This is a genomic window from Microbacterium invictum, from assembly GCF_014197265.1.
Classification (GTDB): Bacteria; Actinomycetota; Actinomycetes; order Actinomycetales; family Microbacteriaceae; genus Microbacterium; species Microbacterium invictum.
Map to the genome: position 1 here is coordinate 126552 of NZ_JACIFH010000001.1, position 24127 is coordinate 150678.

General features: G+C 69.7%; 19 protein-coding genes and 1 pseudogene. 14 read left to right on the forward strand and 6 right to left on the reverse strand.

The genetic code is table 11. The annotated features are described in order from the left end of the window. Positions 1–5: 5 nt before the first annotated feature. The 4 genes from BKA10_RS00675 to fdhA all read right to left on the reverse strand — a co-directional run bounded on the left by BKA10_RS00675 (position 6) and on the right by fdhA (position 4339). Positions 6–1688, reverse strand: coding sequence for an MDR family MFS transporter (locus tag BKA10_RS00675; RefSeq protein WP_183498015.1), 1683 nt, complete (start codon positions 1686–1688; stop codon positions 6–8). Between the two features lie 198 nt (positions 1689–1886). Continuing rightward, a complete protein-coding gene (locus BKA10_RS00680; RefSeq protein ID WP_183498017.1) occupies positions 1887–2549 on the reverse strand; it encodes a YqaJ viral recombinase family protein in 663 nt (220 codons plus the stop codon). A 157-nt stretch (positions 2550–2706) separates the two neighbouring features. Then, on the reverse strand, positions 2707–3105 hold the full coding sequence (locus BKA10_RS00685; protein WP_183498019.1) for a GlcG/HbpS family heme-binding protein: 399 nt from the start codon (positions 3103–3105) through the stop codon (positions 2707–2709). Positions 3106–3121: 16 nt separating this feature from the next. Then, the gene (gene fdhA, locus BKA10_RS00690) at positions 3122–4339 is read right to left on the reverse strand and encodes a formaldehyde dehydrogenase, glutathione-independent (RefSeq protein WP_183498021.1); all 1218 of its coding nucleotides are present in this window, start codon (positions 4337–4339) and stop codon (positions 3122–3124) included. A 166-nt stretch (positions 4340–4505) separates the two neighbouring features. Between fdhA and BKA10_RS00695 the strand changes: the two genes are divergently transcribed. The 7 genes from BKA10_RS00695 (at position 4506) to BKA10_RS00725 (ending at position 11021) form a co-directional block, all read left to right on the forward strand. Further along, positions 4506–5768 (forward strand): helix-turn-helix transcriptional regulator, encoded by a 1263-nt coding sequence (locus BKA10_RS00695; RefSeq protein WP_183498023.1) that lies wholly within the window; start codon positions 4506–4508, stop codon positions 5766–5768. Positions 5769–6050: 282 nt separating this feature from the next. After that, positions 6051–6539 carry a 50S ribosomal protein L10 gene (gene rplJ / locus BKA10_RS00700; RefSeq protein ID WP_183498025.1) on the forward strand — a complete coding sequence of 163 codons (489 nt, stop codon included), beginning with the start codon at positions 6051–6053 and terminating at the stop codon, positions 6537–6539. Positions 6540–6587: 48 nt separating this feature from the next. Further along, positions 6588–6971: a 50S ribosomal protein L7/L12 gene (gene rplL / locus BKA10_RS00705; RefSeq protein WP_183498027.1), complete on the forward strand. Its 384-nt coding sequence runs from the start codon at positions 6588–6590 to the stop codon at positions 6969–6971. 29 nt (positions 6972–7000) lie between these two features. Then, on the forward strand, positions 7001–7291 hold the full coding sequence (locus BKA10_RS00710) for a hypothetical protein (RefSeq protein WP_183498029.1): 291 nt from the start codon (positions 7001–7003) through the stop codon (positions 7289–7291). A 156-nt stretch (positions 7292–7447) separates the two neighbouring features. Then, complete coding sequence (locus BKA10_RS00715; protein ID WP_183498031.1) at positions 7448–8764, forward strand: ABC transporter substrate-binding protein; 1317 nt, start codon at positions 7448–7450, stop codon at positions 8762–8764. An 11-nt stretch (positions 8765–8775) separates the two neighbouring features. Then, positions 8776–10137 carry an ABC transporter permease subunit gene (locus BKA10_RS00720; RefSeq protein WP_248199122.1) on the forward strand — a complete coding sequence of 454 codons (1362 nt, stop codon included), beginning with the start codon at positions 8776–8778 and terminating at the stop codon, positions 10135–10137. Further along, positions 10134–11021, forward strand: coding sequence for a carbohydrate ABC transporter permease (locus tag BKA10_RS00725; RefSeq protein WP_183498033.1), 888 nt, complete (start codon positions 10134–10136; stop codon positions 11019–11021). The genes BKA10_RS00720 and BKA10_RS00725 overlap by 4 nt, the downstream gene beginning before the upstream one ends. A 12-nt stretch (positions 11022–11033) precedes the next feature. Here BKA10_RS00725 and BKA10_RS00730 read toward each other — a convergent pair whose 3' ends face one another. Then, positions 11034–11708 (reverse strand): DUF305 domain-containing protein, encoded by a 675-nt coding sequence (locus BKA10_RS00730; RefSeq protein WP_183498035.1) that lies wholly within the window; start codon positions 11706–11708, stop codon positions 11034–11036. Further along, the gene (locus BKA10_RS00735; RefSeq protein ID WP_183498037.1) at positions 11705–12415 is read right to left on the reverse strand and encodes a thioredoxin-like domain-containing protein; all 711 of its coding nucleotides are present in this window, start codon (positions 12413–12415) and stop codon (positions 11705–11707) included. Before BKA10_RS00735 ends, BKA10_RS00730 begins: the two co-directional genes overlap by 4 nt. Before the next feature lie 101 nt (positions 12416–12516). Between BKA10_RS00735 and BKA10_RS00740 the strand changes: the two genes are divergently transcribed. From BKA10_RS00740 to BKA10_RS00770, 7 genes and pseudogenes are all read left to right on the forward strand, one after another. Next, entirely contained in the window at positions 12517–13971 is a 1455-nt protein-coding gene (locus BKA10_RS00740; protein WP_183498039.1) for a serine hydrolase domain-containing protein, read from the forward strand. A gap of 65 nt (positions 13972–14036) precedes the next feature. Further along, positions 14037–14693 carry a phosphatase PAP2 family protein gene (locus BKA10_RS00745; protein ID WP_183498041.1) on the forward strand — a complete coding sequence of 219 codons (657 nt, stop codon included), beginning with the start codon at positions 14037–14039 and terminating at the stop codon, positions 14691–14693. A gap of 42 nt (positions 14694–14735) precedes the next feature. Then, positions 14736–16576, forward strand: a pseudogene (locus tag BKA10_RS00750) (helicase HerA-like domain-containing protein). Positions 16577–16732: 156 nt separating this feature from the next. Further along, complete coding sequence (locus BKA10_RS00755; protein WP_183498043.1) at positions 16733–19273, forward strand: FdhF/YdeP family oxidoreductase; 2541 nt, start codon at positions 16733–16735, stop codon at positions 19271–19273. A gap of 71 nt (positions 19274–19344) precedes the next feature. Next, complete coding sequence (locus tag BKA10_RS00760) at positions 19345–20442, forward strand: DUF8744 domain-containing protein (RefSeq protein WP_183498045.1); 1098 nt, start codon at positions 19345–19347, stop codon at positions 20440–20442. Further along, positions 20429–23035, forward strand: coding sequence for a multicopper oxidase domain-containing protein (locus BKA10_RS00765; protein ID WP_183498047.1), 2607 nt, complete (start codon positions 20429–20431; stop codon positions 23033–23035). Before BKA10_RS00760 ends, BKA10_RS00765 begins: the two co-directional genes overlap by 14 nt. Beyond that, positions 23022–24086, forward strand: coding sequence for a cytochrome P450 (locus BKA10_RS00770; protein WP_183498050.1), 1065 nt, complete (start codon positions 23022–23024; stop codon positions 24084–24086). Before BKA10_RS00765 ends, BKA10_RS00770 begins: the two co-directional genes overlap by 14 nt. Positions 24087–24127 lie beyond the last annotated feature (41 nt).

A 24127-nucleotide genomic window follows, 5' to 3' on the forward strand; every position in this document is an offset into this window, starting at 1 on the left:
TCACCTTATCGAGCGGAGTCGGACGACCCGGCCGCGGCATCGGCCGTCCGGATCGCGCCGGTCGAGGTGAGCGAGCCCATGCCGGCGGGGACCGAGACGGTCGCGAGGTCGGCCTCGCTGGCCTGGATGCGCTCGCTCGTGGTCATCGTCGTGAGGGGCTTGTTCGGCAGGAAGACGATCGCGATCAGGCTGAGCACGGCGAACGGCACCGCGATCAGGAACGAGTGCGAGATGCCGGTGGCATAGATGTCCTCGATCACGATGCGCAGCGCCTCGGGCATCGTAGACACCGCCGGCAGCGTGCCGGACTGCAGCTGAGCCGCCCAGGTCTGCGCATCGGCGCCGAGGGTCGCCAGCGCCGCCGCGATGTCGTCCGCGCGCTCGCCGACGAGATCGGTGACCTTGGTGGCCAGTGCGGCACCCATCACCGAGACGCCGATCGTGCCGCCGAGGCTGCGGAAGAAGGTGACTCCCGAGCTCGCGACGCCGATCTCGGTCGGCTTTGTGGTGTTCTGCACGACCAGCACGAGGTTCTGCATCGTCATGCCGACACCGGCTCCCAGCAGGAACATGTACAGCGAGACGAGGGCGAAGTTCGTGTCGTAGTGGATCGTCGACAGCATGGTGGAGCCGGCGATCAGGAACACGGCGCCCACCAGCAGGAACGGCTTCCAGCGTCCGGTCTTGGTGATCAGCGCGCCGACGCCGATCGACGAGATCAGGAGTCCCGCGATCATCGGGATCGTCATGATGCCCGCCTCGGTGGGCGTGGCCCCGCGGGCCAGCTGCATGTACTGGCTGAGGAAGACCGAGGCGCCGAACATCGCGATGCCGGTCGCGATCGAGGCGATGACCGACAGCGTGAAGGTGCGGTTGCGGAACAGCGACAGCGGGATGAGCGGCTCGGCCGAGCGCAGCTCGACGATGACGAACAGGATCGCGCCCAGCAGCGCGCCGCCGACCATGAGCACGGTCTCCACGCTCCACCACTCGAACGAGGCGCCCGCCAGGCTCACCCAGATCAGCAGCGACGAGACGGCCGCCGAGAGCAGGATGATGCCGAGGTAGTCGATGCGCGTCTTCTGCTTCGGGCGCCGCGGGGTGTGGAGCGTCCGCTGCACGATGATGAGGGCTGCAGCCGCGACCGGCAGCGCCACGAAGAAGTTCCAGCGCCAGCCCCAGGCGTCGGTGATCACGCCGCCCAGCAGCGGGCCGCCGATGGTGGCGACGGCCATGACGGCGCCGAACAGGCCCATGTAGCGCCCGCGCTCACGCGGGCTGATGATGTCGGCCATCAGCACCTGGCTGAGGGCGGCGAGGCCACCGGCGCCGATGCCCTGGATGGCGCGGAAGGTGATGAGCATCTCGGGGGTCGTCGAGAAACCCGCCGCGGCTGTGGCCAGCACGAAGATCACGATGGCGAGCTGGTAGAGCACCTTGCGGTTGGTGAGGTCGGCGAGCTTGCCCCAGATCGGGGTCGAGATGGCCGTGGTCAGCAGGGTCGCCGTGACCACCCACGTGAAGGCGGCCTGATTGCCTTCGAGATCGTGGATGATGACCGGCAGCGACGTCGAGACGACAGTCGATGCCAGCATCGAGACGAACATGCCGAGGATGAGGCCGGACAGGGCCTCGAGCACCTGGCGGTGCGACATCTTGGGCGGGGCCGCGAGTGCGGATGAGGACATGACGGAAGTGCTCCCTGGGGGATCGTGCGGAGGGTGAAAGGCAGGCGGCGGCGACGGCGCGATATCGTTGATCGAAGTCAACGGTTGAGATTTGTCAACTATACGACTGTGGTTGACACATGTCAACTACGTGCGGAGAGTGGCAGCGCGCGCCGGCGCGCGGAGGTCACCTGCGCGCCCGCGCGAGGGTGCAGCGCGTCAGTCGGCGAGGGCGAGCGCGCGGAACGGCTGGCGAGTGGATGCCGGGGCCGGCGCGGTGGCAGGCGCAACGGCCCGGCCGAGCTGCGTGCGACGGTACAGCTCGTCGATGAGCTCGGTCGCGAGGTTCACGAGCCCCCGGATCTCGCGCTCGTCGCGGTCGATCCAGGCGCAGCGCGGCTCGTCGCCCACGGGTACGAACCCGTCGTGCTCCTCCCAGACGACGAGGGTGCGCTCGGCGCCCAGCACGTGCTGCTGCCACCACACCTGGCGCAGGTAGTTGCGGGGGATCGAACGCCACGTCTTGTTGGTCGTCTTGATCTCGGCCAGGACGACGCGGCCGGCCTCATCCACCGTGACGCCGTCCGGGGTGGCCAGGTGGCGCTTCTCGACGACCGCGTGGAACAGGGCCGACGAGGGCTGGATGCCGTGGGTCGCTGCCACCCATGCCGCGATCTCGGGCTCGCGGCGACGGCCGTGCTCGGTATAGGCATTGCCCGAGAAGCCCGAGCCGCCCAATTTCGCGTCGGCGGCGCGCGCAATCGACTTCTCGGTCGTGAGCTGGGCGACGTCGGTGGCGGTGATCCCGCGAGACCGTGCCCGGATCCAAGCGACCCGGTCGCGCGAGTCGGCGACGATGCGCGCAGCCAGTTCCGGAGTCACCTCTCGAGGCTAACCGCCCAACCGGACATCCCGCCGTCGCGACATGCGCCGCGCGCGGATGCCAGGGGCGCGGCTCATCGGTCCCGTTTTGTCACCATCGATGCGGATGGCGACAAAACGGGACGGATGAGCACGCACCACGGGTCCTGAGGCTGGTTCAGAAGGCGGCGGCGCCCGCCTCGGCGACCGAGTGGTCCTGCTCGCCGGAGCCGCCGCTGACCCCGACAGCGCCGACGACCCTGCCGTCTCGCGAGAGCGGGATGCCGCCGGCGAAGATCGCGACCTTGCCGCCATTGGTGTTCTGGATCCCGAAGAACTGCTGCGTCGGCTGCGAGTTGTCGCCGAGGTCCTTCGTCGAGATGTCGAACGCCTTCGAGGTCCAGGCCTTGTTGATCGAGATGTTGACGCTGCCGATCCATGCGCCGTCCTGCCGCACGTGTGCGACGAGGTTTCCCCCGGCATCCACGACGGCGATGTTCATGGGCTGGCCGATCTCGTCGGCCCGTTTCTCTGCGGCGGCGATGACGCGGCGGGCGTCCTCGAGGGTGACGGACATGGTGATTCCTTTCGGTTCAGGCCTTGATGTAGCCGTTGGGGTTGAGGACGTATTTCTTCGCGGCGCCTTGGTCGAACTCGGCGTAGCCCTGTGGGGCGTCGTCGAGGGTGATCGGGGTGGCTTGGACGGCCTTTGCGATCTGGACCTTGTCGTGCAGGATCGCCATCATCAGCTGCCGGTTGTATTTCATGACCGGGCACTGACCCGTCGTGAATGACAGCGACTTGGCCCAGCCCAGCCCGAGCCGGATCGACAGCGAGCCGACTTTCGCGGCTTCATCGATGCCGCCGGGGTCGCCGGTGACGTAGAGGCCGGGGATGCCGAGGGCGCCGCCGGCGGCGGTGAGGTCCATCAGCGAGTTGAGGACGGTGGCGGGGGCTTCGTGGCCGGCGTCGGCGCCGTGTCCGCGGGCCTCGAAGCCGACGGCATCCACCCCGCTGTCGACTTCGGGGACGCCGAGGATCTGCTCGATCTGGTCGCGCGGGTCGCCTTGGGACACGTCGACGGTCTCGCAGCCGAAGGACCGGGCCTGCGCGAGGCGGTCTTGATTCAGGTCACCGACGATGACGGCCGCGGCGCCGAGCAGTTGCGCGCCGACGGCGGCGGCCAGTCCCACCGGGCCGGCACCGGCGATATAGACGGTGGAGCCGGGGCGGACTCCGGCGGTGTAGGCGCCGTGGAAGCCGGTGGGGAAGATGTCGGAGAGCATGGTGAGGTCGAGGATCTTCTCGAGCGCCTGGTCGTGGTCGGGGAAGCGCAGCAGGTTCCAGTCGGCGTAGGGGACGAGCACGTACTCGGCCTGGCCGCCCACCCAGCCGCCCATGTCGACGTAGCCGTAGGCGCTGCCGGGCCGGTCGGGGTTGACGTTCAGGCAGATGCCGGTCTTGCCCTCCTTGCAGTTGCGGCAGCGGCCGCAGGCGATGTTGAAGGGCACCGAGACGATGTCGCCGACCTTGATGAACTCGACCCCGGGGCCGACCTCCACGACCTCGCCGGTGATCTCGTGGCCCAGCACCAGGCCCTGCGGCGCGGTGGTGCGGCCGCGGACCATGTGCTGGTCGGAGCCGCAGATGTTGGTGCTCACGGTTCGGAGGATCGCGCCGTGCGGCACCTTGCGGCCTACGTTGGCCGGATTGACGCCCGGGCCGTCCTTGAGCTCGAACTCGGGGTAGGGGGTGTCGATCACCTCGACGACGCCGGGGGATTGATAGGCGACTGCTCTGTTACCGGACATGGAGATCCTTTCCGCTGCGCTGGGGACTGTCGATCGGGTTGTCGAGGCTCGGCCTCGGGCGTTCGGGTGAGCTGTCTCCAGGTTCGCCTGTGGACCGGTGGCCGTCGATCATCCCGGGGGAGGGTGCCCCCTACCCGAACGGGTGGGCGCGTCGTACGCTGGCGTCATGCCCGATGGTGGACAGGCCTGCACAGAGCACGTGCTGCGCGATCTCGCGGCGGTCGTCGCGGCACCGGCGGAAGCACTGCCCGAACTGCTGGCCGCCCTCCTGCGGGTGTTCGTCGAGCACGACGCGATCGTGCTGCTGGGTGCCGACGCGGCCGGGGGCAGACGCCGCGGCGCGGGCGATCCGGCGTTCGTGGAAGGCGTGCCCTTCCTCGACCTCGACGACCTGAGGCGCACGCTGAAGCCGGGGGGCTTCCGCGGGGGATCGCTCATCGTGGGTGGGATGCCCGTGCCGACGCTCGAGGTGCTCTCGCGCAACGGGGCGCTGCTCGTGATCGCGCGGCCTCGCCTCCAGTCGGGTGCCGAAGAGACCGTGGCGCAGCTGTGGAACGTCGTCGCCCTGCGGGTGCAGCAACTGGCGGACGAGGCGCCGCCGGACTATCTGCAGCTGGCCCGCGCGGCATCCGGTGTCCGGATGGAGGTCCTGACCGATCTCGCCGACGAGTACTCCACGACCCTCGAATCCGTGCTCGCGGTGCTGAGATCGTCGGGACTGGACGACCGGGCGGCGCGCACGGCGGCGACCGGGGTGGCCGCCGAGGGCATGGTGCAGCTGCGGACGGCGAGCGACCGGGTGCGCACCTTCACCGAAGAGCCCGTCGTGTCGGCCTTCGCGCGGCTGCGCGAGGACCTGCGTCCGCTCGTGAGATTCCGCGACCTCGACGTGCAGTTCGTCGAGCCGCCCGTCGACGGCCGGCCGCTGCCGAGCGAAGTGGCGCACGGGGCGCGCGCCGTCGTGCGCGGACTGATCCTGGCCCTGATCGATCGGCCCGAGGTCACCCGGGTCCGGGTGCAATGGGGGTGCGACGGCACCAATCTGCTCATCGACATGCGTGACGACGGTCCCCGGGAGCTGTCCGATGCCGCTACCCAGCTGCAGTTGGCGCGGCAGCGCATCCACGCGCTGGACGGGACCATCAGCGTGGAGGCCACCCGCGGGTGGGGGACCCAGCTGTCGATCGTCATCCCGCTCGATCCGCCGCATCCGTCGGCGGCGGCCGTCGCGGGCTGGGGGCTGCGCCCGCGCGAGCTCGAGGTGCTGCAGCTGCTGGCGAACGGCCGGCGCAACCGCGTGATCGCCGGGGAGCTGGGCATCAGCGAGAACACCGTGAAGTTCCACGTCGCCGGGGTCTATCGCAAGCTCGGCGTGCAGACGCGCGCCGGGGCGACTGCCGTGTTCCTGGCGGCGCACGCCCCGGTGTAGTCGGCGCGTGCCGAGCGGCGAGGGCGTACCCGTGCTGATTTGGGGGAGGCCCCGGCATCCCGTACACTTGAGGAAGCCAAAGACCGCTGGTCTCGGTGCGCGCGAAAGCGTGTACCGACGAAGCTCTGCAAAGCAGGGGCCCGCGCAGGTGTCACAGACAGACTTCCGGGAGATCCGGGCCGAAGCTCCGTGCGCTTGCGCCGGAGCTTTTCTCTTTGCCGGAATCCGGTCGAGGCCGACGCCCCGCCACCGCGGAGCGTGACGTAAACACAAGGAGTGACCATGGCGCAGAAGGATGCATCGGTTGCCGAGCTCACGAAGAACTTCGAGGACTCGAACGCCGTCTTGCTGACCGAGTACCGCGGTCTGACGGTTGCCCAGCTCAAGCAGCTGCGCAACAGCATTCGTCAGGACGCGGAATACGCCGTGGTGAAGAACACGCTGACCAAGATCGCGGCCAACAAGGCCGGGATCTCTGCGCTGGACGAAGACCTCAAGGGTCCCTCGGCTATCGCATTCGTGCACGGCGACTTCGTCGCCACCGCGAAGGCTCTGCGCGACTTCGCCAAGGCCAACCCGCTGCTCGTGATCAAGGGCGGTGTGTTCGAGGGCAACGCCCTGACCGCCGACGAGGTCAACAAGTACGCCTCGCTGGAGAGCCGTGAGGTTCTGCTCGCGAAGGCGGCGGGCATGATGAAGGCGACGATGGGCAAGGCTGCCGCGACCATCGACGCGCTTCGCGAAAAGCTGGAGACCGCAGCGGCCGCGTAAGCGACCAGCGATCTCTTCCCACAACCCCATCTATTTAGGAGACACATCATGGCGAAGCTCACCACTGAGCAGCTGCTCGAGCAGTTTGCAGACCTCACCCTCGTCGAGCTCAGCGAGTTCGTGAAGGCGTTCGAGGAGAAGTTCGACGTCACCGCTGCTGCTCCCGTCGCCGTTGCCGGCGCCGGTGGCGCGGGTGCCGCGGCCGAGGCCGAGGAGGAGAAGGACTCGTTCGACGTCATTCTCGAGGCCGCCGGCGACAAGAAGATCCAGGTCATCAAGACGGTCCGCGAGCTCACCTCGCTCGGCCTCGGCGAGGCCAAGGCCGTCGTCGACGGCGCTCCCAAGGCCGTCCTCGAGGGCGCGACCAAGGAAGCCGCCGAGAAGGCCAAGGCCGCTCTCGAAGAGGCCGGCGCTTCGGTGACCCTGAAGTAATCCAGCTCCACCACGACGAAGGCCCCCGGGTGATCCCGGGGGCCTTCGTCGTTCGTGGATCGACGTCATTCCCCTGGGCAAGACTGCGCATTCTCAGATGGGTCCCGCTGGCCGCCACCGGGGCGTTCACGCGCGTGCTCGAGGAGATCGTCACCGGACCGGATGCCGCAGCGCTGGCCCCCGGGCAGTTCGAGACCGTCGAGCGCGGCGGGGAGCTCTTCCGCGTGGTCCCGGACATCGCGCAACGTGCCGAGCGCGCCGTCTGGGAGGCGAAGCTGTTCCGCGATCTGAGGGATCGGGCGGACTCTACTCGGAGGTAACGATCCGGGAAACCCTCTTCTCGCCGTCGAGGCCTCTCGCTAGCGTGTGGAAAGCGGCGGTATGTCGCGGAACCCGAACGGCACGTCCGCCGTTCCTCCCGGCATCATCGCCGATGCATCGATCAAGTACGTCACCAGCGATCAGGAGGATCTGAGATGACCATGGGACAGCACAAGAATCGACTCGCCGCACTCGCGGTCCTGGGTACCATCGGCCTCGTCGCAGTCGGCTGCTCCGGCGGCAACGGCGACACTCCGGACGAGGAGGTTCCCGGCAGCGATCAGGACTTCTCCGGAGAGACTCTCAACGTCGTCGCGGCGTGGTCCGGTGCCGAGCAGGCGAACTTCGAGGCCGTCCTCGACGTCTTCGAGGAGGCGACCGGCGCCACCGTCACCTACACGAGCTTCGGCGACAACGGCCCCACCTACATCCAGGGTCAGCTCGCCGGCGGCACACCGCCCAACGTGGCCGTCATCGGCCAGCCCGCGCTCATGCAGTCGCTCGCCGGCAACGGCGACATCCTGCCCGTCGACGACACGACCGCCGGCCTGGTCGCCGACAACTACTCGCAGAGCTGGATCGACCTCGGTTCGGTCGACGGCGAGCTGTACGGCGTGTGGTTCAAGGCGGCGAACAAGTCCACCGTCTGGTACAACGACGACATCTACTCGGAGGCCGGGGCGAGTGTGCCCGAGGACTGGGACGGCTTCCTCGAGCAGCTCGAGGTCATCAACGACTCCGGCTACTCGGGCATCTCGGTCGGAGCCGACGTCGGATGGCCGCTGACCGACTGGTTCGAGAACGTGTACCTGCGCACCGCCGGCGGGGACATGTACGACCAGCTCACGGGCCACGAGATCCCGTGGACCGACCCGTCTGTGCAGGAGGCGCTCGAGGTCATGGCCACGCTGTGGAGCAGCCCCGCGCTGCAGCCGGGCGGCGCGCAGCGCACGTTCCCGGAGAGCGTGACCGCCGTCTTCGGCGCCGACCCTGAGGCCGGCACCGTGTTCGAGGGCGACTTCGTGGCCGGCAACATCACCGACGACGGCAACTCCGTCGTGGGCGAGAACGCGCTGTTCTACGACTTCCCGTCGGTGAACGGCTCCGCACCGGCCGTGGTCGGCGGTGGTGACGTCGCCGTCCAGTTCACCGACGACGAGGCCACCGCGGCGCTGATGGCGTTCCTGGCCTCGCCGGGCTCGGCCGAGGCGTGGGTCCCCAACGGCGGTCTGACCTCGCCGAACACCGCGGTCGACACGTCGCTGTACCCGGACGACATCTCCCGGCAGATCGCCGAGGCGCTGACCGGCGCCGAGGAGTTCCGCTTCGACATGTCCGACCTCACGCCCAGCGCCTTCGGCGGCACGGCGGGTCAGGGCTTCTGGCAGGAGATGATCACCTTCTACGAGAACCCGGACGACGTCCAGGGCACCATGGAGCGGCTCGAGGCCGCGGCAGCCGCCGCCTACTGAGGGGCTGACCGGTGACCACCGTCGCCAAGGCGCCGGCCACATCGCCCGCCCCGCGCGCTCCCCAGCGGGTGCGCGGGTCGGGCGGCTGGCGCAAGTTCGCGCTCATCGCCTCGTTCCTGGCCCCCGGGATGATCATCCTGGGCGCCCTGGTGGTGTATCCGATCGTCTACACGGCGATCCGCTCGTTCTTCTCGCGGGCCGGGGACGAGTTCGTCGGGTGGGACAACTACGTGACGATGTTCACGAACGACACCACCTTCACGGCCATCCGCAACAACGTCATGTGGGTGATCGTCGCCCCGGCGGCGTGCACCATCCTGGGTCTCATCTTCGCGGTGCTGCTGGAGAAGCTGAAGTGGAAGACCGCGTTCAAGCTCATCATCTTCATGCCGATGGCGATCTCGATGCTCGCGGCGGGCGTGATCTTCCGCGGGATGTTCCAGGAGGACCCCAACCTGGGCGTGGTCAACGCGACGCTGGTGGGCATAAACAACGTCTTCACCGACGAGGCGAACTACCCTGGCGCCGCTCCACGCGACGGGTTCGGGATCATCGAGGACAGCGGGGTCATCGCGACCGAGGACACTGTCGGACCCGGCGCCACCGTGGACTTCCCGCTGATCCGCATCCGCCAGTCGGATCTGCCCGATGATGCCGCGCAGGCGGTGGCGGCTCCGTCCGCCGGAGACACCCAGGTCACCGGAACCGTCTTCCTCGACGTCATCAGCGGCGGTGGGGGCAGCAACGGCGAGATCGAGCAGGGCAAGAGCGGGCTTCCCGGCATCCGCGTCGATGCCGTCTCACCGGATGGATCCATCCACGGCTATGCGACGACCGGCGCGGACGGCACCTTCACGATCGAAGGGCTGACGGCGGGGGAATCGTACCGGATCGCCCTGCCGGCGGCGAACTTCGACGCGGGCTTCCAAGGCGTGTCGTGGCTGAGCGCCTCGCTCATCAACGCGGTGATCATCCTGTCGTACATCTGGATCTGGGCCGGTTTCGCGATGGTCATGATCGCGTCGGGGCTGTCCGCGATGGACCGCTCGCTGCAGGAGGCCTCCCGGGTCGACGGTGCCAATGAGTGGCAGGTGTTCACGAAGATCACCGCGCCGCTTCTGGCGCCGGTGCTCGTCGTGGTCCTGGTGACGCTCATCATCAACGTGCTGAAGATCTTCGACCTCGTCTACGTCATACCCCCCGGCGCATCCAAGCCGGCGGCCAACGTGATCGCGGTCGAGATGTGGACGGTCTCGTTCGGCGGCGGCAACAACTACGGCCTCGGCTCGGCGCTGGCGATCCTGCTGCTGATCCTCGTGCTGCCGTCGATGATCATCAACGTGCGGCGCTTCCGTGAGGAGCGCAGCCGATGAGCGCGGCATCCGAGCTCGGGATCGTCACGGGCAAGAAGACCGTCGCGCAGCGCGTGCTGGGCGTCATCTCGTCGAGCGTCGTCAACATCGTGCTGCTGATCGTCGCGATCTTCTGGCTCGTGCCGACGGTGGGCCTGCTGATCATGTCGCTGCGGACCGTGGGAGACAACTCCTCGTCGGGCTGGTGGACGGTGCTCACCAAGCCCGCCGAACTCACGATCCAGAACTACGTGAACCTGCTGTCGAACTCGACGATCACCGGATCGTTCTGGAACACCATCATGATCGCGGTGCCCAGCACGGCCCTGGTGGTGATCATCGGCGCGCTCGCCGCCTATGCGTTCGCGTGGACCGAGTTCTGGGGCCGGGACTGGCTGCTGATCGTGGTGATCATCCTGCTGGCGGTGCCCGTGCAGGTCGCGCTGATCCCACTGGCGACCATGTTCGGCGCGCTCGGCATCTTCGGGTCGGTGTTCGGTGTGGTGCTTTTCCACACCGCGTTCGGGCTGCCGTTCGCGATCTTCCTGCTGCGGAACTTCTTCCTGCAGGTGCCCGCCGAGCTGCTCGAGGCGGCGCGGATCGACGGCTCGAGCGAGTGGCGCATCTTCTTCCAGATGATGCTGCCCCTGGCACTGCCGGCGATCGCGTCGCTGGCGATCTTCCAGTTCCTGTGGACATGGAACGACATGCTCGTCGCGCTGATCTTCACGAACCCCGATTCGATGCCGCTGACGGTGGCGATCCAGTCACAGTTGCGGCAGTTCGGATCGAACATCGACGTGCTCAGCGCCGGGGCGTTCCTGTCGATGATCGTTCCGCTGATCGTGTTCTTCGCGTTCCAGCGGTACTTCGTGCAGGCGCTGCTGGCGGGGTCGCAGAAGTAGACGGGTGGGCGATCAGTCGGTGCAGGCGAGTCTTGTCTGCACCGACTGCATCGCATCCAGCTCGAACAGCTGGGCAGAGCGCATCGCCGACGCCACCGCGAGCGTGCGCGGCTCGGAGCCGAGCTCGAGCACCGCGTCGGTCATGGGGATCGCGCCCTCGTGGTGGCGGATCATGAGCTCGAGGAACAGGCAGTCCGCTGCCTGACCGCTCGCCTGTTGAAGGGCGGTCAGTTCGGCGGGGGATGCCATGCCCATGGCCACCCGCATCTCCTCATCGGTCAGGGGCTCGTCGCCCGCCCCGCCGTGATCGTGCCCGGCATCGGACGCGCTCATCCACGCCATCGGGTCGGTGCTCACCTGCGGCAGGCCCCACTGGACGAGCCAGTCGAACATCTCGCCCTTCTGGGCCGACTGGCCGGTGGCGATGTCGTATGAGATGACCCGCAGCTCCTCGTCCTCGGTCTCGCGGTGGATCGTCATGGCCATGTCGACGGCCTGCGCGTGGTGCACCTGCATGTCGCGGGCGAAGCCGGCCTCGGGCGAGTCGTCACCGGGCGTCGTGTTCGCGACGACGCCGAATGTCGAGAAGCGTCCGATCGCGAACGCGACGGCGGCGATGGCGAGTGCGACCAGCAGCACCGCCCACCACGGCGGCAGCGACCGCTGCGGATGGGCGGTGTCGGTCACGACTGCTTGCCGGGCCCGTCGATCGCGCCGGTGCAGGCGGCGTTCGGCTCGGGGGCGTTGAGGTTGCGCCAGAACGTGGCCAGGAACTCGCCGACGCGCTCGTCGTCGGCCGAGTCAAGTTTCAGCTGCGCGTTCCACGCGCTCATCACGATGGGCGAGTCCAGGCCCTCGTAGGGCGAGACGATGACATAGGTCGAGGGCAGCTGCGCCTTGATCGTGTCGAGTTCGGCGTCGCTGACGGCGGCGGGATCGTAGGTGACCCACACGGCCCCGTGCTCGAGCGAGTGCACGGCGTTCTCGTTGGGCACCTGCTCGCTGTAGACACCGCAGTTGAGCCAGTAGGCGTTGTGGTCGCCGCCCGCCGGGGGCGTCTGCGCGTATTCGACCGCACCCTCGACGTGGTTGGCGGTGTTCTCGAACGTCTCGACGCCGGCGACCGCGGTCGCGTCGCCGTCACCGCGGTCGATCGTGACCGCGCGCGGGGTGAAGATGATCGACGCGGCCACCAGGGCGATCACGACGACGGCGGCGGCACCGCCCACGACCCACCAGGTGAGCGTGGTGCGGCGACGCTTGGAGAGCTGCTTCTGGTACTCCGCCAGCTTCTGCTGCTTCTGCTGCTCGCGCTGCTGCTTGACGGTCAGTTCGATGGTGGCCTGCGTGGCGGGGTTGCCGCTCGTGCGCTTGCCGGAGGGGGTCGGGGTCATGGGCGTGATCTCGGCTCGGGGTACCCGCGTCGGCGTGCGCGGACCCCATGATTCTATTCGCGCGGATATGGGGAGGGGTCGCTGGTCGATAACGTTGCGCTATGAGTCCCGTCGCGACGCTGCCCTCCCGGACGCCGATGGATGCCGGGGTCGACGCCACCGGCATCCTGAACCTCATCGATGCGCTGGAAGCCGACCCGGCCCAGGAACCGCACGGGCTGATGATCCTGCGCCGCGGCGCGGTCATCGCGCAGGGCTGGTGGGCGCCGTACACCGCCGACCGGCCGCAGCTGGTGTACTCGCTCAGCAAGAGCTTCACTTCGGCCGCGGCAGGCGTTCTCGTCGACGAGGGGGTGCTCGACCTCGACAGCACCGTGGTCTCGCACTTCCCCGAGTTCGCCGACGAGATCACCGACGAGCGCACCCGGCGCATGCGCGTGCGGCACGTGGCATCCATGGCCAGCGGTCACGAGAACGAGATGATCGACGTCGCGTTGCGCACCGATGACGTCGAGCCCGTCCGCGGGTTCCTGCTCAATCCGCCCGAGCAGGAACCGGGCAGCGTGTTCGCGTACAACCAGCCCGCCACCTACACGCTCGCGACGATCGTGCACAGACTCACCGGGCGCACTCTGGTCGAGTTCCTGCGCGAGCGGGTGCTCGACCCGATCGGCGCGGGGCCCATCGCGTGGGAGGAGTGGCCCGAGGGTCGCGACATCGGATACTCGGGCGCCTTCATGACAACCGACACCATTGCGCGGCTGGGCCTGCTGCTGCTCGGCCGCGGGCAGTGGGCCGGCCGGCGGGTGCTGTCACAGGAGTGGGTGGATGCCGCGACCTCGGTGCACGTGGACACGGCGCCGGCGCCCGAGCGGGGCGCGTCGGACTGGTCGCGGGGCTACGGCTTCCAGCACTGGCGGTCGCGGCACGGATACCGCGGTGACGGCGCGTTCGGGCAGCTGTGCCTGGTGCTGCCCGAGCACGAAGCCGTGGTCGCCTATCAGGGGCAGTCCGGCGATATGCAGCGGCTGCTGGATGCCGTGTGGCAGCACCTCCTGCCCGCGATCGGTCGTGCGGGGTCGGCGGGAGCGGATGCCGAGCTGGCCGCGCGGCTCGCGGGGTCCTCGCTGCCGGAGCGCGTCGTGGCGCGCGTCGCGGTGGACGCAGACCGATGGGACGGGGCGGCCTTCTCGGGGGCGGCCGATGGCGCGGAGTCCGGCGATTCAGGGGATGCCGGCGGGCACGGTGCTCGCGTGCGGCGCGACGGCGACGGATGGGTGCTGACGCTGACCGGTTCGACCGGAGACGTCCGGGCGCGGTTCACCGGTGAGCCGGGCTGGTGCGTGACCTCCGGCGACGGGCCGGTGATCGCGGTCAGCGGCGGCTTCGCCGGTGACGACGAACTGCTGCTCGACGTCGCCTTCCTCGAGACGCCGCACCGGCTGCACCTGCGCTTCGACCGTGCGGCCGGCGTCGTCACGCGCCGGTGGCAGACGCCGCCGCTGCGCGACCCGGCCGACCTGCGAGATCTGACGGCACCCGGCGCGTTCGGGTGACTGCGGCCCCCGTGCGCCCGGTGCGTCCCGCTGGCGCCGCCGGTGCGGTGCGGCACACTGGACCGATGACCGCTCGCGTCACCGACCTCGAGATCACGTACGCGCTGCAGCGCGTCGTCGTGGGCGGCGTGCTGGTGGTGCTGGCGTTCCTGCTGGGCCTGGTCGTGGCGACCGGCGCCGAGCCGATCGACCTTGACGCCTGGTGGAACAGCCTGGTGACGGGCATCGCGCCGGGGTTCGAGCCGGTGAGCCTGTTCATGAACGCGGCCGGCGGGGGGTGGATCGCGACGTTCGCCGTGCCGCTGGGCGGCCTGCTCGTGCTCGTCCTGATGCGCAGACCGTGGGCCGGCGTGTACCTGATCGCCGCCTCCCTCGGCAGCGTCCTGCTCGTGCAGCTGCTCAAGCAGGTCTTCGGGAGGGCCCGCCCCGAAGAGATCCTCGTGGTCTCGGACTACGGTTCCTTCCCCTCGGGCCACACCGCCAACGCGGCCACGCTCGCCGCCGTCGCAGTGATCGTGTTCCCCCGGCTGTGGGTGACGCTGGTCGCCGCGGCGTGGGTGGTGCTGATGGCGTTCAGCCGCACGCACGTGCATGCGCACTGGTTCAGCGACACCGTCGGCGGCGCGCTGGCGGGGGTGGGTGCCGCGTTGCTGGTCGCCGCGGCATTCACGGTTCCGCTGTACCGGGAGCAGGAGCGGCATCGGCTGCGGAAGACGCGGTGACCTGCCGTTCCGGCATCCACCGGTCACAGTAGGCTGTGCGCCATGACCGCGTCTCAGTCGCCGGATGCCGCCGCCGCAGAACTCGCCCGACTTCAGGCCGAAGCCGAAGCCGCCGCCGCCGAGTTGAAACTGGCCCAGGCCAAGGCTGCGCTCGCCGCGGCGCAGGCCGAAGCGGCGAAGGCCGCCGTGCCCGGGGTGGATGCCGGTGCGGGCGGAACGGCGGACGCGGAAGGTGAACCCGCGACGGCCGCGACCGGCGGGCCGCTCGGCGCGGACGAGGTCGCCGCGATCGTCAAGGGCTACACGTTCGAGGCCGAGACACTCGACCTGGGCGCCCTCGTCAACGGCGAGCCCGTGGCCGATGCACAGGTGCGGATCCCGCTCGCGATGATGAACCGGCACGGCCTGGTCGCCGGCGCCACCGGCACCGGAAAGACCCGCACGCTCCAGGGCCTGGCCGAGCAGCTCGCCGCCAAGGGCGTTCCCGTGTTCGCGGCCGACATCAAGGGCGACCTGTCGGGAGTCGCGACTCCCGGTGAGCCGAGTGAGAAGCTGCTCACCCGCACGGCTGCGATCGGTCAGGACTGGGCGCCTGCGGCATCCGTCACCGAGTACTTCGCCCTGGGCGGCATCGGCACCGGGATCCCGGTCCGCGCGACCGTCTCCGGATTCGGTCCGCTGCTGCTGAGCAAGGTGCTGGGGCTCAACGCGACGCAGGAGTCGAGCCTGGGCCTCGTGTTCCACTACGCCGACGCGCACGGGCTCGCGCTCGTCGACCTCTCCGACCTGCGCGCGGTGCTCAGCTATCTCACGAGCGACGAGGGCAAGCCCGAGCTGAAGAACCTCGACGGGCTGTCGTCGGCCACCGCGGGCGTGATCCTGCGCGAGCTCATCACGTTCGCCGACGACGGTGCGGACGTCTTCTTCGGCGAGCCCGAGTTCGAGGTGGCCGACTTCCTGCGCACGGCGGCCGACGGACGCGGCATCATCTCGCTGCTCGAGGTGCCCGGCGTGGCCGACAAGCCGGCGCTGTTCTCGACCTTCCTCATGTACCTGCTGGCCGAGCTGTTCGAGATCCTGCCCGAGGTGGGCGACCTCGACAAGCCGAAGCTGGTGTTCTTCTTCGACGAAGCGCACCTGCTGTTCAGGGACGCGTCGAAGGACTTCCTGGCATCCATCGTGCAGACGGTGCGCCTGATCCGCTCGAAGGGCGTCGGGGTCTTCTTCGTCACCCAGACGCCGAAGGATGTGCCCGGCGACGTGCTCGGACAGCTGGGCTCGCGGGTGCAGCACGCGCTGCGCGCGTTCACGCCCGACGACGCCAAGGCGCTGCGGGCGACCGTCGGCACGTACCCGAAGTCGGGGTACGACCTCGAGCGCACGCTGCAGGAACTCGGCACCGGCGAGGCCATCGTGACGGTCATGAGCGAGAAGGGTGCGCCGACCCCCGTCGCGTGGACGCGTCTGCGCGCCCCGCTGGGGCTCATGTCGCCGACGCCCGAGCCCGACATCGTCCGGGCCGTGAAGGCGTCGCCGCTGCTGCGAAGTACGGCACCGCGATCGACCGCGAGTCGGCGCGGGAGATCCTGACGGCCAAGATGAACGCTGCCGAGGCCGCGGCGGCCGCCGAAGAGGCGGCACTGGCGAAGGCCAAGACGGATGCCGAGTACGCCAAGCAGCAGGCCGCGATCCAGAAGCAGCAGCAGAAGGAGGCCGCAGCCGCGCAGAAGGAGTACGAGCGGCTCATGAAGGCGACGGCGGGCAAGAACCGCACCACGCGGTCGACTGCGAAGAGCCCGATCGACGAGATCCTCGGGTCGAAGGCGACCCAGACGATCCTCGGCGGAGTGATCCGCGGCATGTTCGGCACCGGCCGCCGCTGACCGCGGTGTGTGGTCGCGGTGTGTGGTCGCGTCTGGCCGCCTCGGGGCTGGTGACCCGGCCAGATGTGACCCCGAACCGGCGCCCGGCCGCGCCCAACCGGCGCCCGGCCGCGCCCAGGCAGCCCCGGGCGGTGCCAGGGGGCCTACGATCGGACCATGGCGACGAAGCCCCCCACCAGCGATATCGATGAGTCCCGCGTCCGCGTCGAAGAGCCCGCGCGCAAGGCGGCGGGCGTTCCGGGTGTGCTGCACGCGCTGCAGATCGCACAGCAGCAGATGGGCGTCGTGCGCAGTGCGCAGACGCTGCTGCGGCTGAACCAGAAGGACGGGTTCGACTGTCCCGGCTGCGCGTGGCCCGAAGAGGACAAGCGCCACGTCGCCGAGTTCTGCGAAAACGGTGCGAAGGCCGTCGCTGAAGAGGCCACCGTCCGCCGCATCGGTCCGGAGTTCTTCTCGGCCCACTCCATCGACGAACTGCGCGCGCACGACGACTGGTGGCTCGGGCAGCAGGGGCGCCTGACCCATCCGATGGTGCTCGATGAGGGTGCCACGCATTACCGGCCGATCTCGTGGGACGATGCCCTGCACGAGATCGCCGCCGCCCTGCGCGATCTCGACGCCCCCGACGACGCCGTCTTCTACACCTCGGGTCGCACCTCGAACGAGGCCGCGTTCCTCTACCAGCTGCTGGTGCGCGGTGTCGGTACCAACAACCTGCCGGACTGCTCGAACATGTGTCACGAGTCCAGCGGCTCGGCGCTGACGGAGACCATCGGCATCGGCAAGGGCACGGTGTCGATCGAAGACATCCACAACGCCGAACTGCTCATCATCGCGGGCCAGAACCCGGGCACCAACCATCCGCGCATGCTCAGCGCGCTCGAGAAGGCGAAGCAGAACGGCGCGAAGATCATCGCCGTGAACCCTCTGCCCGAGGCGGGCCTGCTGAACTTCAAGAATCCGCAGACCGTGCGCGGAGTGCTGCTGGGTGGCACCGCCCTCGCCGATGAGTTCGTGCAGATCCGGCTCGGCGGCGACCAGGCCCTGTTCCAGGCCATCGGCAAGCACCTGCTCGAAGCCGACGCGCAGCACGGCGGCGTCCTCGACCGCGCGTTCATCGAGACGCACACGAGCGGCTTCGAGGCGTACTCCCGGGCGATGATGGATGCCGGTTGGCCCGAGCTCGAGGCGGCCACGGGCATCGATGAGGCCGAGCTGCGGCGGATCGCCGAGATCGTCCGCGCGTCGGGCTCCACGATCGTCTGCTGGGCGATGGGCCTCACCCAGCACAAGCATTCGGTTCCCACGCTGCGCGAGATCGTCAACGTCCTGTTCCTGCAGGGCAACATCGGCCGGCCCGGCGCCGGCGTGTGCCCCGTCCGCGGGCACTCGAACGTGCAGGGCGATCGCACGGTCGGCATCTACGAGAAGCCGTCGACGGCGTTCCTCGATGCGCTCGACCGCGAGTTCGGCTTCGCCGCACCGCGCGAGCACGGCTACGACACCGTCGCCGCGATCCGCGCGATGGCCGCCGGCGACGTGCGGTTCTTCCTCGCCATGGGCGGCAACTTCGTCTCGGCCACACCCGACACCGAGGTCGTCGAAGCCGGCATGGCCAAGGTCGACCTGACCGTGCACGTGTCGACCAAGCTGAACCGGTCGCACACCGTCACCGGCAGACGCGCCATGATCCTGCCCACCCTCGGTCGCACCGACCGCGACCGTCGTGGCGGCGGCGAGCAGCGCGTCACCGTCGAGGACTCGATGGGCGCGGTGCACGCCTCGCGCGGACGCCTCGCCCCGCCCGCGGATGACCTGCTCAGCGAGGTCGCCATCGTGGCGCGGCTGTGCGCGCTGCTGTTCGGGGAGGACGACGGTGACCCAGGGGTTCGCCGAGGGGAGGCGGATCGCCGAAACGAGGCTGTTCCCAGTGGAATACAGCCTTCCTCCGGCGAATCGCCTTCGCTCGGCAACGCCGCCGGGCATGGCGGCTCCGCCGTCGCGGTCGACGCGGGCCAGCCGGAGCACGACCACATCACCGAGCCGGCCCCGGCCCACGGCACCCACGACGGGTCGACGGCAGACGCGACAAGCGAGCCCGCTCCCGCGCGCAATGTGCCCCAGGCCGACTGGGCGGCCCTCGAGGCCGACTACGCCGGCATCCGGACCCACATCCAGAACGTCATCCCGGGGTTCGATGACTACGAGAAGCGCATCGAGAAGGGCCGCACCTTCATGCTGCCCAACGGCCCCCGCGATGAGCGCAGCTTCGCCACCGTCGACGGCAAAGCACGGTTCACGGTGAATCCGCTCGAGTACCCGCACATCCCCGAGGGGCGCCTGCTGCTGCAGACCCTGCGCTCTCACGACCAGTACAACACCACCATCTACGGCAAGGACGACCGCTACCGCGGAATCTACGACGGCCGTCGCGTCGTGCTCATCCATCCCGACGACATCGCGGCGGCCGGCTTCGCGCCCGGCGACATCGTCGACGTGGTGTCGGAGTGGCAGAGCCCGAACGGCCTCGAAGAGCGCCGCGCCGAACAGTTCCGGCTCGTGCCGTACTCGACCCCGCACGGCAACGCCGCCGCGTACTATCCCGAGACGAACGTTCTCGTCCCGCTCGAGTCGGTGGCCGACGTGTCGGGCACCCCGACGTCGAAGGCCGTGATCATCCGTCTCGAGCGTCGCTGATCCCGGCCGCGCGCCGATTTTCCCCGGCCGGGGCCGGATCTGGGCGGGTGAGGCGCACCTAAGCTGGAAGGGTGGATGCCACGTCTCGACGGGCGGCCCGAATCCTCATCATGGTGCCCGCGGCCGCCCTCATGCTGCTGGGCCTGAACTCGGGCCTGCTGCTGCTCGGCGTCGCCATGCCGGTCGTGAATGAGCCGGATCTGCACTCCACGCTGCTCGTGTTCGGCTTCGTCGGCACGCTCATCAGCCTCGAGCGCGCCGTCGCCCTGCGCGCGGCATGGGCCTACTCGGCGCCGGTACTGCTGGCGCTCGGGTCCGTCATCACGATCACGCCGCTGCCGACGATCATCGGCAAGGTCGTGATCACCGCCGGGCTCGTCATGCACCTGCTCCAGTACCGGGCGATCTGGCAGCGCCAGCCGATGACGGCCACCGCCGTGCAGGCCGCCGGGGCCGTCACGGGCATCGCCGCCGGCCTGGCCTGGTGCGGCGGCGTTCCGCCGAACCGGCTCGTGCCGCTGCTGGCGGTCTTCCTGATCCTCACGATCGCCGGTGAGCGCCTCGAGCTCGCGCGTCTTGCCAGCCCCGGCGCGCGCGCCGAGCGGCTGCTGCTGATCCTCTCGGTGGGCTTGTCGGCATCCGCTCTGCTCACCCTCACCATGCCGGTCATCGCCGTGCCCGTCTCCGGCATCCTGCTGCTGGCCATCGTCGTCTGGCTGCTGCGATACGACATCGTCCGCGGCACGATTCGCCAGCACGGACTGCCCCGCTTCGTCGCGGTGTGCGTGTACCTCGGATACGGCTGGCTGCTGATCGCGGGCGCCGGGTGGCTGCTCGGCGGCGCCCGCACCGAGGGGCCGGTCTACGACGCGACCACCCACGCGATCTTCCTGGGGTTCGTGATCACGATGATCATGGCGCACGCGCCGCTGATCCTGCCGGCCGTGCTGCAGGTCGACATCCCCTACCACCCCGCGCTGTACGTGCCGGTGGCGCTGCTGCAGGCGGCGCTGCTGGTGCGCGTCGTCGCCGGCGACGCCTGGGGGATCACGGGTGCGCTCCAAGCCGGCGGCATCGGCGCCGTCGTCGCGATACTGCTGTTCGCCGCCACGGCCGTGACGGTCTCGCTGCGCGAACGAGGAAAGAAGAAGAGTCGTGTCGCGACGTAACTGGTACCTGCTGACCAACTCGGTCATCCTGCTGTGGATCGTGCTCACCGTCGTCGCGGTGACCATCCACCGTTTCGTGAACCAGCCGATGTGGCTCATGGTGCACGTGCCCCTGCTGGGCGCGGTGACCGCGGCGATCCTGATCTGGTCGCAGCACTTCGCCGACACCCTGCTGCGCCGGGCGGCACCCGCCGGGCGCATCGGACTGGGGGTGCGGCTCGGGCTGCAGAGCGCCGGTGCCGGCGTGATCATCGCGGGGATGCTCACCGGCGCCGTGCCACTCGTGATCGGCGGTGCGATCGCCGTCGCCGTGGCGATCATCGCGCACGCGGTGATCCTGTGGCTGCAGCTGCGTCGTGCTCTGCCCGCCCGGTTCGCGCCGCTCGTGCGCTACTACGTCGCCGCGGCGCTCGTGTTCCTCGGCGGCATCGCGGTCGGCGCGGTCATGCCGGCGCTGGGCGACCCCGACATCACCGACCGCCTGGTGAACACCCACATCGTGCTCAACGCGTACGGCTGGATCGGCCTCACCGTCTTCGGCACGCTGGTGCTGCTGTGGCCGACCATCCTGCACGCCAAGGTGCCCGCCTCGGCCGACGCCGCGGCGCGCCACGCGCTGCCGGTGCTGATCACCGGGCTCGCCGTCGCGGCCGTCGGTCCCCTCGCCGACCTGCAGCTGCTCGTCACCGTCGGCATGGCGATCTGGCTGGCCGGCGCAGTGCGCCTGGCCGTCGAGGGGTGGCGCGAAGCGCGCGCCATGCCGCCGGGAACCTTCGCCGGGTGGAGCCTGGCCGCCGCCTTCTGCTGGGTGGTCTTCGCCGCGGCCGCCCTCGGTGTGCACGCGGTCATCCAGCCCGACTGGGCGAGCCTGCGCGGCGAGTACCTGATGATGCTCGGTCCGCTGGTGGCCGGCTTCGCCGTGCAGATCGTCAGCGGCGCCCTGAGCTATCTGCTGCCGGTCGTCGCGCTCGGCAGCCCCGCCGCGGCCAAGGCCGGCGCGGAGATGCTTGACCGCGGCGCCGCCGCCCGCGTGGTCATCTACAACGGCGCGATCGTGCTCTACCTGCTGCCCATGCCCTCCGCCGCCAGGGTGCTGCTGTCGTTCGCCGCCGCAGGTGTCGTCATCGCCTTCCTCGTGCTCGTGGTGCGCGCGCTCATCGCCGGCCGCCGGGTGCGCAGGGCAGAGGGCGCGAACCCGGATCGCAGCGGACGCGTGAAGCTGATGGCACCGGCATCCACCCCACCACCGCCGCAGCCCCGACACGGCGGCGCCGTGGTCGCCGGATTCGCCGTGCTCGCACTGTGCGTGGCCGGGGGCGTGGCCGCAGACCCGGCCGCGATCGGCATCAACACCGCCGCCGCGAGCGACGTCACCGCGACGGGCGAGACCACCGAGGTCTCCGTGCAGGTCGAGGGCATGCGGTTCACCCCCGCCGTCATCGAGGTGCCGGCCGGCAACGAGCTGGTCGTCGTGTTCGAGAACACCGGCACCGACGTGCACGATCTGACCTTCGCCAACGGCGTGCGCTCGCAGCGACTGGCGCCCGGCGCGACCGAGACGCTCGAGGTCGGCGTGATCGGCGCGGACCTCGACGGCTGGTGCTCGATCGCCGGTCACCGCCAGATGGGCATGGAGCTCACCGTGGTGGCCGTCGGAGCACCGGAGGACGCCGAGTCCGAGCACGACCACGGGGCCGCGGCGCCCGGTCCATCCGCAGCCGACGACATCGACCTGCAGCGCGAGCCGGATGCCGGCTTCGCGCCGTGGCCGGCCGCTCTCGCCCCGGCATCCGGCGACACAGTCCACCGCATCACCCTGAACGTCGAAGAGACCGTGGCGGAGGTCGCCCCCGGCATCCATCAGACGAGATGGACCTTCGGCGGCAGCGCCCCCGGCCCGGTGCTGCGCGGCAAGATCGGCGACACGTTCGAGATCACCCTCGTCAACGACGGGACCATCGGTCACTCCGTCGACTTCCACGCCGGAGCGCTCGCGCCCAACGAGCCGATGCGCACGATCCAGCCGGGCGAGACGCTGACCTACACGTTCACCGCGACGCAGGCCGGCATCTGGATGTACCACTGCTCGACCCACCCCATGTCGATGCACATCGCCAACGGCATGCACGGCGCCGTCATCATCGACCCGCCCGACCTGGAGCCCGTCGACAAGGAGTACGTGTTCGTGCAGGGCGAGCTGTATCTCGGGCCGCAGGAGTCCACCGCCGACGCCGACAAGATCGCCGCGCAGACCCCCGACCTGGTCGCGTTCAACGGCTACGCGAACCAGTACGCGTACCGGCCCCTGCCGGCGACGGTGGGCGAGCGGGTGCGCATCTGGGTGCTGGATGCCGGACCCAACGTCGCCAGTTCGTTCCACGTCGTGGGGGGACAGTTCGACACGGTCTACCTGGAGGGCGACTACCGGCTGCTCGCCTCGGACCCGGGCGGTGCGCAGGCACTGGCATTGCAGCCCGCGCAGGGCGGGTTCGTGGAGCTGGCCTTCCCCGAGGCCGGCGACTACCCGTTCGTCACCCACATCATGAGCGACGCAGAGAAGGGTGCACAGGGGATCTTCCATGTCGAGGAATGACGTCCACTCCACCATCCGTGAGCGGCCGAACCGGGTCGTGCTGCGCCGGCACGCGGACGTGGTGGCTGCCGCGCACGACCCGGAGACGTTCTCGGCTGCGGTGTCGCAGCATCTGCAGATCCCGAACGGACTCGACGGCGCCCCGCACGCCGCCGCGCGCCGGTTCATCGACCCGTTCTTCACCGACCACGAGCTCGACGGCTACATGCCCGGCTTCGAGCGCATCGCCGAAGACCTCGTCGCGTCGCTGGCATCGTCGGACTCGTTCGACGCCGTCGCCGATCTGGGCGCGCGGTTCGCGGTGCGGGCCCAGTCGCACTGGCTGGGCTGGACGGCCCGGCTCGAAGACACGCTGCTCGAGTGGGTGGCCGACAACCGGGCCGCCACCCGCAGCGGCGACAAGACCCGCACGACCGAGGTGGCGGCGCGGTTCGACGGGATCATCCGCGCGCTGCTGGCCGAGCGCCGCGCCGAACCCCACGACGATCTCACGACGCGGCTGACGGTGCTCACGAAGTCCGACGGCACGCTGCTGACCGACCCCGAGCTGGTCTCGATCCTGCGCAACTGGACCGGGGGAGACCTCTCCTCGATCGCGCTGTGCGCGGGCGTGGTGGTGGCCGGGCTCATGGCTGCCCCGCAGCTGGCCGCGCGCGTGCGGGCGGCCTCCGATGCCGAAGTGGATGCCATCGTCGACGAACTCCTCCGCCGCGACGACCCGTTCGTGTCGAACCGGCGCCGGGCCACCCGCGACACCTCGGTCGGTGGATGCCCGATCGCGGCCGGGCAGGTCGTCGTGCTCGACTGGCGCGAAGCCAACACCGACCCCGAGGTGTTCGGCTCCGAGTTCGACGCCGCGGCCCACGCGGACGACAACCTCGTGTACGGCACCGGCCCGCACGTGTGCCCCGGACGGCCGCTCGCCGCGCGCGAGCTGCGCGTGCTGGTGCGCGCGGTGCTCGCCGCCGGCGACCTCGAGCCGGCCGGCGACCCGGTCCGCGAGGAGCCACCCGTGGCCGGATACCGCACCGTGCCCGTGCGCATCCGCTGAGGCCGCTGGGTCTGCGATCCTGCCGGCTCGACCTGCGGAGG